10 protein-coding genes are annotated in these 16,220 nt (G+C 39.0%); all 10 read right to left on the reverse strand.

Annotation, left to right across the window (positions count from 1 at the left end):
- Positions 1–99: 99 nt before the first annotated feature.
- On the reverse strand, positions 100–2,502 hold the full coding sequence (locus GR160_RS03825) for a thiamine pyrophosphate-dependent enzyme (RefSeq protein WP_160748500.1): 2,403 nt from the start codon (positions 2,500–2,502) through the stop codon (positions 100–102).
- Positions 2,503–2,691: 189 nt separating this feature from the next.
- A complete protein-coding gene (locus GR160_RS03830) occupies positions 2,692–5,451 on the reverse strand; it encodes an aminopeptidase (protein ID WP_202390703.1) in 2,760 nt (919 codons plus the stop codon).
- Positions 5,452–5,654: 203 nt separating this feature from the next.
- Positions 5,655–6,380, reverse strand: coding sequence for a TIGR00730 family Rossman fold protein (locus tag GR160_RS03835; RefSeq protein WP_160748501.1), 726 nt, complete (start codon positions 6,378–6,380; stop codon positions 5,655–5,657).
- A 137-nt stretch (positions 6,381–6,517) separates the two neighbouring features.
- Entirely contained in the window at positions 6,518–9,349 is a 2,832-nt protein-coding gene (gene uvrA, locus GR160_RS03840; protein ID WP_160748502.1) for an excinuclease ABC subunit UvrA, read from the reverse strand.
- A gap of 190 nt (positions 9,350–9,539) precedes the next feature.
- The gene (locus GR160_RS03845; RefSeq protein ID WP_160748503.1) at positions 9,540–10,484 is read right to left on the reverse strand and encodes a nuclease-related domain-containing protein; all 945 of its coding nucleotides are present in this window, start codon (positions 10,482–10,484) and stop codon (positions 9,540–9,542) included.
- 402 nt (positions 10,485–10,886) lie between these two features.
- The gene (locus tag GR160_RS03850) at positions 10,887–11,384 is read right to left on the reverse strand and encodes a GNAT family N-acetyltransferase (RefSeq protein WP_160748504.1); all 498 of its coding nucleotides are present in this window, start codon (positions 11,382–11,384) and stop codon (positions 10,887–10,889) included.
- 134 nt (positions 11,385–11,518) lie between these two features.
- Complete coding sequence (locus tag GR160_RS03855) at positions 11,519–12,886, reverse strand: alginate export family protein (protein WP_160748505.1); 1,368 nt, start codon at positions 12,884–12,886, stop codon at positions 11,519–11,521.
- Positions 12,883–13,323 carry a DoxX family protein gene (locus GR160_RS03860; RefSeq protein ID WP_160748506.1) on the reverse strand — a complete coding sequence of 147 codons (441 nt, stop codon included), beginning with the start codon at positions 13,321–13,323 and terminating at the stop codon, positions 12,883–12,885. Before GR160_RS03860 ends, GR160_RS03855 begins: the two co-directional genes overlap by 4 nt.
- A 4-nt stretch (positions 13,324–13,327) precedes the next feature.
- Positions 13,328–15,139 (reverse strand): amidohydrolase, encoded by a 1,812-nt coding sequence (locus GR160_RS03865; protein WP_160748507.1) that lies wholly within the window; start codon positions 15,137–15,139, stop codon positions 13,328–13,330.
- Between the two features lie 95 nt (positions 15,140–15,234).
- A complete protein-coding gene (locus tag GR160_RS03870) occupies positions 15,235–15,918 on the reverse strand; it encodes a hydrolase (protein ID WP_160748508.1) in 684 nt (227 codons plus the stop codon).
- Positions 15,919–16,220 lie beyond the last annotated feature (302 nt).

Genomic DNA, 16,220 nt, shown 5'->3' on the forward strand with positions numbered 1-16,220 from the left:
ATAAGTATAGAATAATCTATATCAGCTAATAATATATAAAAAGGGAATGCCAACCATTTTTTGTGTTGGCATTCCCTTTATAATTAGTTTTTTATACTATTAATAAAGTGCAGGATATTCCTGTGGCTTTACCTCATGCATAATAGCATATACTTTTTCAAATATATCTTCTACAGATGGTTTGCTAAAATAGTCACCATCTGTACCATAAGCAGGGCGGTGCTCGCGGGCTGTAAGCGTTTCAGGTTTACTGTCAAGATGTTTGTATGCATTTTGTACATCTACAATTTGCTGTAGTATATAAGCTGAGGCTCCTCCCGGAACATCCTCATCTACTACCAATAGTCGATTGGTTTTAGCTATACTTTTAACAATATCATGGTTAATGTCAAATGGAAGTAAAGATTGCACGTCGATAATCTCAACATCTATACCTACTTCTAAAAGTTCTTTGGCAGCCTGTTCTGCAACGCGTAGGGTAGAACCATAAGATACAATAGTAATGTCTTTGCCTTCTCTAATAGTTTCTGTTACACCTATCGGTGTTTGATACTCTCCCGGATTTACAGGTTGTTTTTCCTTAAGCCTATATCCGTTAAGGCATTCTATCACAATGGCCGGTTCATCACTTTTTAAAAGAGTGTTGTAAAAGCCTGCTGCTTTTACCATGTTGCGCGGAACAAGCACATGCATGCCTCTAACCGCATTTATTATCATGCCCATAGGAGAGCCCGAATGCCATATACCTTCAAGCCTGTGTCCGCGTGTGCGGATTATTAGTGGTGCTTTTTGCCTTCCTGCTGTTCTGTAGTGCAGAGTAGAAAGGTCATCGCTCAGCGTTTGTATAGCATAAAGCATATAGTCAAGATACTGTATCTCGGCAATTGGTCTCAGGCCGCGCATAGCCATGCCAATGCCCTGGCCAATAATACTGGCTTCGCGTATGCCTGCATCGCTAACGCGCAATTCACCATATTTTTCCTGCATACCTTCCAGTCCCTGATTTACATCTCCAATGTTACCAACATCTTCACCAAAGATCAATACTTCAGGATATTTTGCAAGCAACGCATCAAAGTTATTTTTCAGGATAAGACGCCCATCGGTCTCCTGTGGTGTATCCTCATATACAGGTTCTACTGTTGTCCCTGATAATGCACTGCTTTGAGATTCGCTGTATAAATGCGAACTGTATTTTGGCTGTATCTCTTCAAGATAATTTGTAATCCAGGCAGAAAGGCTACTTTTATTATTTTCTTTATTAATAATGCGCAATGTTTTACGTGCTGTTATAAGCAGGTCTTTGCGCATAGGCTCTTTTATAGCCACAACATCTGCAATGTTTTTCTCAATAAATACTTTATTAGGGCTTTGTGAGGCTATGTTTTTAAGTATAGTAACAAGTTCGTCGCGCTCTTGTTTAATAGGGTCAAGATAGTCTGCCCACGCTGCCTTTTTGGCTTCGAGTACATCAGTTTTAGCCTGTCTGTCTATAGCATCGGCTTCTTCTTCTGTAGCAATATTGTTGGCAATTAGCCAATTTCTCATTTGAGCTATGCAATCAAACTCAGTTTCCCAGGCAAGGCGCTCATTACTTTTGTAACGCTCATGAGACCCAGAGGTAGAGTGGCCCTGCGGTTGTGTTAGCTGATATACATGAATCAATACAGGTACATGCTCTGTACGTGCAATTGTAGATGCTTTTTCATAAACACTTACAAGCTCGGCATAATCCCACCCTTTTACAGTTATGATTTCATATCCGTTAGTGTTTTCTTCACGTTGGAAACCTTTTAATATTTCAGATATGTTTTCTTTAGTTGTTTGATGGCGGGCATGTACAGATATACCATAATCATCATCCCAAACACTTATCACCATTGGAACCTGTAATACACCGGCCGCATTTATGGTTTCAAAAAACAATCCTTCGCTGGTACTTGCATTGCCAATAGTTCCCCAGGCTACCTCATTACCTTTGTTGCTAAAACCGGTATCTTCAAGCCCATTTGCATTTCTGTAAATTTTAGAGGCTTGCGCCAATCCTAATAAACGTGGCATTTGCCCGGCAGTGGGAGAAATGTCAGAACTTGAGTTTTTTTGGTTTACAAGGTTTTTCCAGTTACCGTTTTCGTCAAGGCTGTGTGTAGCGAAATGGCCTCCCATTTGCCTGCCTGCCGACATAGGTTCTGCCACAATATCTATATGACCATACAACCCTGCAAAAAACTGTTGTGGTGTTAGCAGGCCTATTGCCATCATAAAAGTTTGATCTCTGTAATAACCCGAGCGGAAATCACCATTTTTAAAAGCCTTGGCCATAGCAAGCTGCGGTACTTCCTTACCGTCGCCAAAAATGCCAAATTTAGCTTTCCCCGTAAGCACTTCGCGGCGGCCCAAAAGGCTGCACTCCCTGCTTGTAACGGCTATTTTATAATCGTTAAGCACTTCGGCTTTAAAATCTGTAAACGATAGCGATTGTTTTGTTTCTGTCCCGGTCATAAAAATAGTGTTGTGCGAATTACAAATTTAAACAAAACTGCGAGAAATCATATATTCATTAGAAAAATTTAGATTGCATTTTTGATAAAAAAACAAAACATATAATTATTGTGATTGATTTTTGTTTATAAAAACCCAATAAATAATATGCTTAATGAATTTTTTACAGCCTATTTTGAGCTTTTATCATTAAAACCACTTGCGTGTAAAAAGGTTTAATAATGTTCCTGGACTTATGGTAACCACGAAACGAATTTTTTCGCTGTATTGCGGTTGCGATAGCTCAAATCCGTTACTTGAATATACAGGTAAATACAATTCAAAATAATCCGTAACAAGATTTAGGCGCACGCCACTGTCCCAAACAAATTCAGGACCGGTGTGCTTGTTTTTTAAAAATCCCGCATCTCCATAAAGTTCCACCCAGTTCCAAACATTAAAACTGCCGTTTACCGTGGTCATCCATTGGTTAGCAAATCGTGTATCAAGCTGCGATTTAAATCCTCCATCGGCCATTATAAACTGGCGGCTAAAAAATCCGGTAGTTTCTGAACGGCCGTAGTATCCATAATCAAAAAGATAATCGGTAGGGCGGTCCAACCCAAAACTGAAAAATTCCGAGGCGGTATCGCGATACAAAAACATACCTGCAAAAAAGCGGATGTTTACCTGTCGGTTGTCGTTAAAAAGCCTGCGGTATTGTACTTCTCCGGATAATTTACCAAATACATTTGCTAATTGCAGATCGGTATTGTAGTTGTAATGCTTTGTAATTTCTGATTCGGCTTTACTGTATCGAATATTGAAAACGGAATAGTTTTCGTTTTGCCTGTCGGTAACAATATAACGCGATTTTTCGCGGTTTACGGTTACCTGCCTGATGGTTACAAAATCTTTGCGGTTCTTGCGCAGGTCAGGATCCCTGAAGCGGAACTGGATCATAGGAGTAAATTTCCTGTAGCTTGCATCGGGAGTATAATGGTAAGTTGATGCCGATAGCAGGTATCTTATATTGTATAGTTCTTCCTCATCTCGAATATATTGGTTATACATTAATGAAAAAGAGCCTATCAGTTCACCTGTGTTTATTGAATAAGTAGGTTCAAATTCAAAAATAAAAGGTTTTTCGAGTAATGATTTATTATGAATTCTCAAACCGGGTGAAAATCCGTCATAAAGATTGTATATAAAGCTTGGAACATAAAAGATCTGATTATAATCAGAGTCTTCTAGGTCCTGAAAAAATGTAAAAGTGTAAGGCTTATTATTGGGTAAAAAGCCTTTTATCTTTTTAAAATTGTTGCGGCGGTTAAATTCCGGTATTTCTTCATTATAGTTTAGGGCAAGCTTTTCGGCATTACCTTTTGCGATAGTAAAAGTAGTGTCTTTAGCAAAGCCCGGCAACCACTGTTTGTTTATAACTTCTTTATTTTTTAATGTGTAAAAAGAGATTGGCGCTTTGGTCCCGGTTATGTTTTTAATAGTAACTTTAAGCGAATCTTTATGTTTATCTACATCCCCAAACTTATAATCAATAAGCTTTCGTGTCGCAACTACATCATCAAAAAACCAGTCTATATTTTTGTTTGTCCTGCTTTTCAATATGCTTTCAAGATCATCTCTGCTGGTTTGTTGCTCTGAGGTATTCAGTTTGTAAAACTGTTCTATAGATTTTGCTACAATGTCTTCGCCTAAATAGTCGTCAAGATAATTTATACTTAAACCGGCTTTATATTTTCCGGCAATCTGCTCGTTAAATTTTATAAAAGTGTCCTTTGCGTCTCCAATGGGCTGATCCTGATTGCGTCGTGCCATAAGCAGGGATAAATAAGCATATTGCTCATTGTGGCTTACATTGAACAGGTTATATCCTCTTAATATTTTCCATGTGCCAAGGTCTCCCATCATTTTTGTGTCCGGATGATTTTCCTGTGCATACTTCATTATAAGCCGCATTTGTATGGCGTCATATATCCAATTGTCTTTGCGCGGGTCCAGTTTTAATGTGTTTTTGAGGTATGCGTTGATATAGGTTTTAAGAAAACGCATTTCATAAATAAATGTATCAGGAAAAGGTCTTAAAAATGATGGTAGCTGATTAAGTCCATATACAGGATTACGGTCGTAATCTGCTTGGGTTACCATTATTTTTTTATGTGGGTAAGCTCCCAGATTCTCTTCTGTAAACTTAATTATATTGTCGGCTAAAACAGCTCTTTGAATATCGCTCACACGACTGTCTTTAATATTACTGCTCACTTCGGCAGCACTGTACTTAAAGATCTCGAAACTATTTTTTGGCTCTAAGGCTATGCTAAATCCCATCCTGCCACTACCTGTTAAGGCATAAGTGGCTGTATTTGCTTCTTCGCTCTTTTTTTCGCTGTAAAGATCGGTAGTCAGGTAAAGGTCCTTTGGTATTGTTAAGCTAACCGAATAGTTTGAGGAAGCATTGGCAATATCATCTATGTTCTCATTACTGTAAATTGCAAAAGCATGATTATCAAAACGGGCAGGGGTAAGGTACCAGTCGCGCAGGTTAAACGCCCCGGTTTTATCGTCAAAGCCAAATTTGGTAAAACGCTCATTAGGCAGCTTTACTTCATAACTGAAGTTTAATGTGGTCTTTTGCCCCGGATATAATGATGTATTTAATTGAATTTTTACAACATCAGGATGTCCTTCCGGTCTTTTCCATTGTAAAATATATCCGTGCTTGTCTGTTGCAGTGTTTATGGTTGTGCTACCTCTCTCAAAATCCTTCGCAAGGTGAAAGGCTTTTATAAACTGGTCCGTAAAGTGTCTTGCAAGTGGTGTATCTTTAGACGAGTAGGCATTATTCCAGTCGTTAAGAATAATGTATTTAAGCGTATCGTTACTTTGATTAAAGTATATTATTTGTTGCTTAACGGTCGCTGTTTTAGTATCGGTATTAACCGAAACATCCATGGTGTTTTGATGCTGGGCATATGCAAACCCGCTAATCAGTAACAAAACAAATAATAACCGTGCCTTTAGAGTCAAAATATACCTTTAATTTTTTTGCTGTATTTTAAATAAAGTGCACCCGGTTTAGGGTGCACTTATAACTCAATATAGGATGTAAAATTGTGTCTGAGGTTGCCTTTAAGAATGTTAAATTTTTAAGGAAATTAAAAATTAGGGCTAAGGCTGTATTTTTTATAGAACGCATCAATAACCGCAACAACCTCATCTGCAGTGTCTACTACCTTTATAAGATCCATATCTCCAGGGCTGGCGTTGTGGTATTTTTCTATAATTACTTTTTGGATCCAGTCCATAAGGCCACCCCAAAACTCTGTACCCACAAGTATTATCGGGAATTTAGCCACCTTTTTAGTCTGTATAAGAGTAATGGCCTCAAACATTTCGTCTAAAGTACCAAAACCACCAGGCATTACTACAAAGCCCTGGCTGTATTTAACGAACATTACTTTGCGCACAAAAAAGTAATCAAAGTTAAGGTTCTTGTCGTGGTCTATGTATGGGTTAAAGTGCTGCTCAAAAGGCAGTTCTATATTTAACCCTACCGATGGTGCTACACCACGGCTGGCACCTTTATTTCCGGCTTCCATTATGCCGGGCCCACCGCCCGTAATAACACCATAGCCGGCATTGGCTATTTTCTCGGCTATCTGTTCTGTAAGCAGGTAATATTTATCTTCAGGCTTTGTACGTGCTGAACCAAATATCGATACACATGGGCCAATTTTAGCCATGGTTTCAAAACCGTTTACAAACTCCGACATTATTTTGAAGATGGCCCAGGAGTCATTACTCCTTATCTCGTTCCAAGGCTTTTGTTTAAGCCCTTCCTGAATCCACTCATCTTCGCTATTAAATTTTTCTTTTGCCATTATTATTTTATCAGATTGATCTATTGGACACCAATTATACAAATTAGCACTGAATCATATACTTTTCAGCATTAAATTACGATTACCGATTTATGAAAATTTGTGTAATTCGTGTCCGAAAAAAATTAACAAACGCGCTAAGATAATTCTTTTTTCAAGAATTGTGCTGTATAGCTTTTTTTGTTTTTCACAACTTCTTCCGGAGTACCCTTTGCTATTAGCTGTCCGCCACCTTTACCACCCTCATAACCAATGTCTATTATATAATCGGCAAGTTTAATAACGTCCATATTATGCTCTATAATAAGAACAGTATTTCCTTTCTCTACCAGTTTGGTAATTACCTCCATGAGCACCCTTATGTCTTCAAAATGCAGACCTGTTGTGGGCTCATCCATAATATAGAAAGTGTTGCCTGTGTCTTTTTTAGAAAGCTCTGTAGCCAATTTAATGCGTTGTGCCTCACCACCCGAAAGCGTTGTGCTCTGCTGCCCCAGTGTTAAATATCCCAAGCCAACATCCTGTATGGTTTTTATTTTGCGGTATATTTTAGGAATATTTTCAAAGAAAGGCACTGCCTCGTCTATGGTCATATCCAATACATCCGATATTGATTTGCCTTTGTACCTTATCTCAAGCGTTTCTCGGTTAAAGCGTTTGCCGTTACAGGTTTCACATTCTACATAAACATCGGGAAGGAAGCTCATTTCAATAACCCTTAAACCACTGCCTTCGCATGTTTCGCAACGTCCACCGCTAACATTAAAGCTAAAACGTCCCGGTTTGTATCCCCGGATCATGGCCTCAGGCGTTTGTGTAAATAACGAACGAATTTCGCTAAACACTTCAGTATAGGTAGCTGGATTAGAGCGTGGTGTGCGCCCAATAGGGCTCTGGTCTATATCAATTACTTTATCTATATGTTCAAGACCTTCAATTTTTTTATAAGGTGCAGGTTTTTTAACGCCATTAAAAAAATGAGCATTAAGTATGGGGTACAGCGTGCCGTTTATGAGCGTACTCTTACCACTACCCGAAACGCCTGTTACACAAATAAGCTTGCCTAAAGGAAACTCAACACTAACGTTTTTAAGGTTGTTTCCTGTAGCGCCGCTAAGTTTTAATGTCTTGCCATTGCCCTCACGACGTTCTTTAGGTACTGCGATTTCTTTTTCGCCGTTTATGTAGGCTGCTGTTAGAGTATGTTCTTTAAGCAGTTCATCCGGAGTGCCCTTGCTTACTATCTGCCCGCCAAAACGCCCTGCTGCAGGACCAATATCTATAACATAGTCGGCGCGCTCTATCATGTCTTTATCATGCTCAACCACAAGGACAGAGTTACCAAGGTCGCGCAGTTGTTCCAGCGAGCGTATAAGTTTTTCGTTATCACGCTGATGCAGTCCAATGCTTGGCTCATCCAGAATATACAATACGCCAACCAATTGCGAACCTATTTGCGTAGCCAGCCTTATACGCTGCGCCTCGCCACCCGAAAGTGAACCCGACCCACGGTTAAGCGACAGGTAATTCAACCCTACGTCGAGCAAAAAACTAAGGCGTGCCTTGATCTCTTTTACGATCTCGCTGGCTATGGCTTTTTGTTTTTCGCTTAAATGTTCGTCTATTGCATTGAACCAGTCGGCAAGGTCAGAAATATCCATTTGAGATACTTCGGCAATGTTAAGCCCGTTCAGTTTAAAATAAAGCGATTCTTTTTTAAGGCGTGTTCCATGGCAAACAGGGCAGGGCACCTCATCCATAAAATCTTTCGCCCAGCGTTTAATGGCAGCTGTAGCACTCTCATTGTACTGATTTTTGATAAAGGCCGATATACCCTCGAAATCAATTTTATATTCGCGGTTAACACCAAGTGTTTTAGAGTTTACTGTAAACTTGTCGTTACCTCCATGAAGAATCATTTCCATGGCTTCATCCGGAATTTTCTCTATAGCATCGGTAATCTTAAAGCCAAATTTTTCGCCTATGGCTTCGAGCTGTTTAAATATCCAAGAGTTTTTATATTCGCCCAATGGCACAATACCGCCCTGTTTTATAGAGAGTTTAGGGTTAGGTATTATTTTTTTAAGATTGATCTCGCTTACAGTGCCAAGGCCGTTGCAGTGGTCGCATGCACCTTTGGGCGAATTGAACGAAAAGTTATTAGGCTCCGGGTTAGGGTAGGAGATACCGCTTGAGGGGCACATTAGGTTTCGGCTGTAGTAGCGCACCTCCTGGGTTTCCTGTTCTATAACCATCATAACATCTTCTCCATGATACATAGCGGTTTTAATACTGTCTGCCAAACGTTTATCAGTATCGGCAGAGGTATCTACCGCCATGCGGTCTATAACCGTTTCTATATCGTGGTTTTTGTATCGGTCCAGTTTCATGCCGCTCTCAATATCGCGTATTTCGCCGTCTACACGGACTTTTAAAAAGCCCTGTTTGCTTATTTGCTCAAATAATTCACGGTAATGTCCTTTACGCGAGCGTACAATAGGTGCCAGTATGGTAATGCGCTTACCGCTAAATTTTTCGACAATAAGCTCTTTAATTTGCTCGTCGCTGTAGCTTACCATTTTTTCGTTGGTCACATAGCTGTAGGCATCTGCACCACGGGCGTAGAGCAGTCGCAAAAAGTCATAGATCTCAGTAATGGTGCCTACAGTAGAGCGCGGACTTTTGCTGGTTGTTTTTTGTTCTATAGCAATAACGGGCGAGAGGCCGTCTATTTTGTCTACATCCGGTCGTTCCAGTCCGCCAAGGAACTGGCGCGCATAGGCCGAGAAGGTTTCTATATAGCGGCGTTGCCCTTCAGCATAAATGGTATCGAAAGCAAGTGAGGATTTACCCGACCCCGAAAGCCCGGTTATAACTACCAGTTTTTCGCGTGGTATGGTAACATCTATGTTCTTGAGGTTGTGTACGCGTGCGCCTAAAACCTCTATAGTATCGTCAGTGTTCAGCATAGTTTTTTGCAAAACGCAAAGGTACTGATTTTTGGGGAGATTTCAGGGTTAGGTTTGTGGTAAGGGAGTGTTAAACTGTATTGTTTTTTATGGAACGCGGATGCCGCGGATTTGGCGGATGAACGCGAATTTTTTTTATGCTTTTTTCACGCACCGTCTTTGCGGGGAGGAACGACGAGGCAATCTTTTATTAATATACCTTTAACCAACTATCGACTGTTCTATGTTCTGAGATTTTCAATAAGTAATCAGCAACATCTTCTACCTCATTATTTGTAAAAATCGGTGTAAAATATTTTATGTACGGTAATAGCTGAGAAAGTGTAACTAATTTCACAAAATCAAATTCCTGTTCAGGTTTACTGTTTATAAATGCGACAATATTTCTAACGGGTACTTTACGATTTCCCCAATGTTGGTTAAAGTTAAATAGCGATTTAGCTTTGAATCGTTTTAATAAAATGTATAAAATAAAATTTGCTCTTTTTACTTGTTGAGCCGGTGAATATAAATTTCGATTATCAACAGATTGTTTGCTCCAGTTTTTTGTTTCAATGATGAAAATTCCAGATGGAGCAACAAGTATGTGATCTATCTGAACAGACTTTACGTATTCATTTAATTTCCGGTTGTAGAGTGCTTTTTCAAAAGAATATTCAAAGTTATTTATTAATATATATTCGTTAGATAGGCTTTGTAAAGTTTCTACAACTTTTTGTTCGCCATAAGCACCGTAAATAGAATTTTTGTTTGCGGTTATTACAGATTGTTTTAATTCAAGTATATTTAGAGATGCTCTGCTGGAGTGTAGCAATGCCTCCTCAAAATTGATAGTAATGAAATCAAGACGTTTGAGTTTACTCTTCAGTAGTTTTCCTGAGTCAAATTTTAATTTTGTGTTCTTGGCGTGAAAAACTGCCCGATTAGCCAAAATTTTCATCCATATCTCGAAATTTTTAATATAGTCATTAAAGGTTGAGATTATGTTAGTTGGTTCTGGTAAATCGTATATTTTTTCGTAGAGTTTATCAAGGTGTTCGGTTAACTCCTTTTGTAATAAAATGCTCTTTTCTGATTTATTTTCTTTAATGATATTAATTGTCTCTTCAAGTTCTGCTTTTTCATTCTCGAGCATTTGAGTGTGTTTTAAAACTAAATTCTGTTTTAAAGAATCGTAGCTACTTTGAAAGTTTAATAAATCCTGAAGCGAATCGAATACATCTATATTGTTATAAACTAAGTCAGACTGTATTGATGCAAGCGAGCCGATTGTATTATGTATTCTGCACATTAAGAAATATTGTGACGTTGGAAAAATGGTGTCTAAATTAATCAAAAGTATTTAACATACAATTAATTACGATAAACTTAATGTTAGATTGCTTCGTCTTGCCTCCTCGCAAAGACGGTGTGTGAAGAAAGGAATGTGAAAAAATCCGCGTTCCTCTGCCCAATCCGCGTCATCCGCGTTCCATTTTAGAGAACATTGCCGCATGGTGTCCTCTCTACAAATAAAACAAGCAAAAAATCAAATAATCTACTCCAACATAAGCTGCATAAACAGTAAATCTAACCAGCGGTTAAATTTATAGCCCGATTGTGTTAGAATTCCTGCTTCTGTAAAACCAAACTTTTTATGAAAGTCGATACTGCCTTTATTGTCGGCATCTATGCAGCCAATCATGGTGTGCAGTCCCTTTTTTTTGGCGATTGTAATTAATTCTTCCATTAATTTATAGCCAATGCCCATGCCTGTATGTTGGTTTGATACATATACAGAATGTTCTACCGTATATTTAAAGCCTTCTTTAAACCTGAAAGTGCCATAGCTGGCATAGCCCAAAACTTCTCCGTTTAGTTCGGCTACAATAACAGGCCATTGGGCTGCCTGTTTATCGTTTAGCCAGGTTTCTATATCTGCTGGTGTTTTAGGGTCGTAGTCATACACAGCGGTAGTGTGCAGTATGGCATGGTTTACTATATCAAGTATTCCCGGTAAGTGATGTGTGGCAGCAGGCAGTATTTTAATATCCATATCCAAAATTAAACTTTCTTGGTGCCGATAAAAGTACTGTGATTTTTAGCTTCCAAAAAAGTTTTAAACACTAATTTCACAAATTGTCAGTAATCAATTAGTGTCAATTTGTGAAATTAGTGTCAGGTTAGGAATTAGAATTGTAGTTGTGATGTAAAGGCGGCATAAAAATAGTCTTTTCCGCTGCCGGCCTCTTTTAAAAAAGCTCCTGCATTAAACCATGCACCTTCTAATGTAAAAGATAAATAGTTGTTAGGCGAATACTCAAGGTTACTGCCCAATTGTGTGCCTATAAAACTGCTTTGGGTGTGGTCGCCCGAATATAATAATTGCATATTTGGCGCATACAGTCCGTCCTGTTTACTCAATCGCCAAAAAATATCATAGTCGGCACCAAGGCTCAGAGTTTTGGTTAACGACACATCTATAGACGGGTGAATGTCATAAAGGTTTGCCGGGCCTATTAAGGCTACCAATCCAAAGTATGCGCCACGTGGGTAAAGCGCATTAAAGGTCTCTAAATGCTGGTCTCCCGTATGTTTGTCTCCCGATATTATTTCCGTTTTTAATCCTACTACAGGCGAGTACTTTACATTCTGAAAAGTATAGGTTGTGTTAGACGATATGGTGTAGGCAGTTATATCCTTACCTGCATGGTTGCCAAACTGATATACTACTTCAAGATCATAAGCCAGATTACCTTTATTTTTCCAGATGCGTGTACCAAAAGAATGTCTTAACTCACGACCTCTAACATCGTCAAAAACTGAGTTGCGTTTCCAAAATCCTAAATAATAAAGATCTATGTTTTTTATTATCGGGATATTGTTCAATACAGTATAGCTGCCCCATAATTTTGCATTGTCATTAAATTTATCGTCAAAAGCACCCTGCATATTAGCGACCGGATGGGTATAAAAAGCATCCGTGCGAACATTTTTAAATGCCATTATAACATTTAATGCATCGAACGCCATGCGGTTGTTAGGTCCTTCCCGAACTCCTATAAGCCTTTGCGAACCATATAATAATTCCTGTCTGCCTGCTCGTGTTATTATTTGTTTATCAGGAGCTGATAGCAAAACCACATCAATAAATGCCTGATGGATATCGGCAGTGTTTTTATCTACAGGGCTTGGGTCTGTAAGTCCGGACGATAGGCTGCTTTGCAATTGCACAAATGCGCGTGCCCTGCCAAAATGTACATCTGCATGCATCAAATAACGCGACAGTATATAACCATCAGCCTCATCCGGGTCGTCTCCCCATTTGTTATTTTTGGTTATAATGTATTGCAGCCTTACATCTCCGCCCACCGAGGCGTAGTGTGTACTGTCTTTGCCTAACGGAATGTGCTTTATAGATTTATATAGGCTACGGGCAGTATCTTTTTGCAGATACCTGAAATCATCGTCATACCTTACCCTTTTAAATACAGGTTGTTGCGCCTGTACACTTAAACCTGTAAGGTATAATAAAAGGAGGAAGGATAAGGTTTTCACAATACAGGTTTTAGTTTTTTGATAAGTAAGTAATCTGCTGAATATTTTCCGCCGCCCATTATGACAATAAGCAACAAGGAAACGGCATACATAAACGGTATATCTCTAACCATTGGGTCATCGTTAAAATGCATTATAAAGTAGCCTGTGGCAGTAACTGCGAGTGCTGGCAGGGCTGCAAGCCTTGTAAACAGTCCTATTATTATTAAAAATGGCAGATACACATTGGCTGCTATAGCAACAAAGTTGTTAAATGCCTCAGGAAACCCAAGCGGATTAGGGATAACTTCGGGCAATGCTACGCCAATACCTATTTTTTTGAGTCCGTGTACCACAATAAGCTCTGCTGCTATGGCTATCCTGAAAAAAAGGATACCAAAATTAAACAGCGGTTCCTTTAGGTCAGACTTTATTGTTTTTACAAAAAGTGTTTTCATGGCATTAGTTTTTTTGGTAACCTCCAAAATAATTTACAGGGCTCCATGCAGGTATAGCATTAGGTAGCGGTGAGGCAAATGAACGGAAATCGTCATCGGCATATACCACTTTTCCGTTTACAACGGTAAGTTTTGCCTCCATAGAAAGGATGTTGTCTTCTGTTGTAGTAAAGTAATCATCTGAAAGAATGCTGAAATCTGCCAGATAGTTTTCTTTTAAAATTCCTCTGTCACTATCAAGGTTTATCAGTTTTGCGCTGCCCTGTGTAAATAGTTTCAGTGCAGTTGTCCTGTCAGCTATATTTTCATCGGCCATATATTTTAAACCGCCAAGTGTTTTTCCTGTTGTAAGCCAGTATAGCCCCACCCACGGATTGTAGCTTGCCACACGTGTGCCATCGGTTCCCATACCTACTTTTATGCCCATATCCATCATCTTTTTTAGCGGAACGGTCTTAGCAGCAGCGGCTTTTCCATAACGTTTTATAAAGGCTTCACCCTGATAAGCCATTCTGTGTTGTATGGCAATACCACCACCAAGAGCTTTTATGCGCACAAGGTTTTCGTTTGATACTGTTTCGGCATGGTCAAAAAACCATAGAAGGCCATTTAATGGGGTTTCTTTATTAATATCTTCAATTACGTTTAAAAAGCGTGTAATACTTTCGTTATAAGTTGCATGTATCCTGAAAGGCCATTTGTTTTTTATAAGCAATGATAAAACCGATTTTAGCTGGCCTTCCATTGCAGGGCTTAGTTCGGGTCTTGGCTCATCAAAATTTTCAAAATCGCCTGCACTCATTACAAGGTTTTCTCCACCACCCTGAACATGGTATTCCATTTTTGGCATTTTGCCAAACTTCTTTACATTATCCTGTGGCACATCGCAGCCATCGCCAATTTCTACGCTACTAATCCATTTGGTATAGTCTGCCAGTTCGCTGCCGGCTTTTTGTGCAAACAGGTAGTAAGGCATGCGTATGGTAAGCTCATTATTTTCACAAAGTTTAGAGGTAATGCCATAATCGCCGGGAAAGTTCTGGAAACCACCTCCAGCATCCATAATGGCTGTAACACCAAGCCTGTTCATTTCGCTCATAAACTGTTTGGTAGAGTTTATCTTCTCTTCATCAGTAAGTTCCGGCAATTTAGACAGGGTAGAGTAAAGTATAAAAGCATTCGGTTCGGCCACAAGAAGCCCTGTTGGGTTGCCATATATATCTTTTTCTATTAAGCCTGCATTAGGGTTTGGGGTATTGGCATCTATATTTAGTGCTTTTATACCGGCTTTATTGAGGTATGCATGCCCATAAAGGTGCAATACAAATGTAGGTACATCTCCTGTGGCATCGTTAATTTCCTGTAGGGTTGGCAGCCTTTTTTCTTCAAACTGGTAAGCGTTCCAGCCGCCCACTACGCGTACCCATTGTCCTTTTGGGGTTCTTTGTGCCTGTTCTTTAAGCATTGCTAGAGCACGTTTTAAAGAACGAACACCATCCCAACGCAACTCTGTATTAAAAAAGCGCCCCCCACGGATTATGTGCATGTGCGAGTCAAATAGCCCCGGTATTACCGTGCCGCCTTTTGCATCTATTGCCTGTGTGGTTTTGTTTTTTAACCTGAGTATATCTTTGTTGCTTCCGGTCTTTATTATTTTGCCATTAGCAACAGCCATTGCCTGTACAACAGTGTTGTTAGCATCGAGAGTATGTATTTTTGCGTTGTAAACAATAAGTGTTGCATTGCTTTTTGTTTGCGCAATACTGCTTACAGTAAAAAAGACAAGGAATAAAATTGAGTATATTTTTGCTTTCATGATTAGTTGGTTGTTTAAATTTATATGCAGCTATTTGTTTATATTATAATGAATTAAATAACCGCATATAAACTTTAAGTTAATGAGGAAAAAGATTAGTGTTTAACCATTTCCCTTGAGTACTGTATGCCAATACCATAAGCGCCTGCATATTTAATAGCAAGGTCTGTAACGGCTTTATAAGTTTCCTGACGTGCCCAGTCGCGCTGAAGTTCTAACAGGTATTGCAGAGATGTAATTGGGTGTGCACCTGCCTGTACCATTCTTGTTACTGCCTGGTCATGGGCTTCTTTGCTAACATCGCCACATGCATCTGTAATTACATATACATCATATCCTTCGGCAATTGCCGATAGTGTTGGGCCTACAATACATACGCTTGTCCATAATCCACCAAGAACAAGTTTCTTTTTACCTTTGCCTGTAATGGCTTTGTAGGCCGATACGTCTTCCCAAGTGTTCATGGAAGTTCTGTCTATATAGGTTGAAGTAGAGTACAGGGCCAAGATTTCAGGGAATACAGGGCCGCTAAATGATTTTTCGGCAACGGTAGTTACTACAGTAGGCACATTAAAGATTTTGGAAGCTCCTGCTACAAGGGCTGTATTGTTTCTTAACTGATCTATAGGAATGCTGGCGGTAGCAAAACTCATTTGTCCCTCATAATCTATAAGCACTAAAGTGTGGTTTGTTGGGCTTAATAACGCCGGAGACGGTTTTTGAGCAAAAGCTGTTACTGTTGTTAAAACTAAAGCTGCAGTAAGGAATAATTTTTTCATGATTTTTGAAATTTGTGATTAATAATGATTACTTTGTTTTTATTTTATGAATTAATTTAATATTGTTTCTTTTTTACATTACAAAATTGAGATATACCAAATGCCTGTGCATTGAACTGGAACAAGAAAAATTTTTAACCCAATAAAATTGGCCGTTTCAACAATATCCCGTTTCTATATAATACAATTCTAAAATAAAGCCAATATTTTATGTTTTTGATAATCAGTGTTTTATGTTGTTTTTGAATTGTTTTTAGTTACGGTATTTCGTAATTTTATTTCTCAAATAGCTCTTTCATAAA

The sequence above is a fragment of the Flavobacterium sp. Sd200 genome (genome assembly GCF_009826935.1).
Lineage (GTDB): Bacteria > Bacteroidota > Bacteroidia > Flavobacteriales > Flavobacteriaceae > Flavobacterium.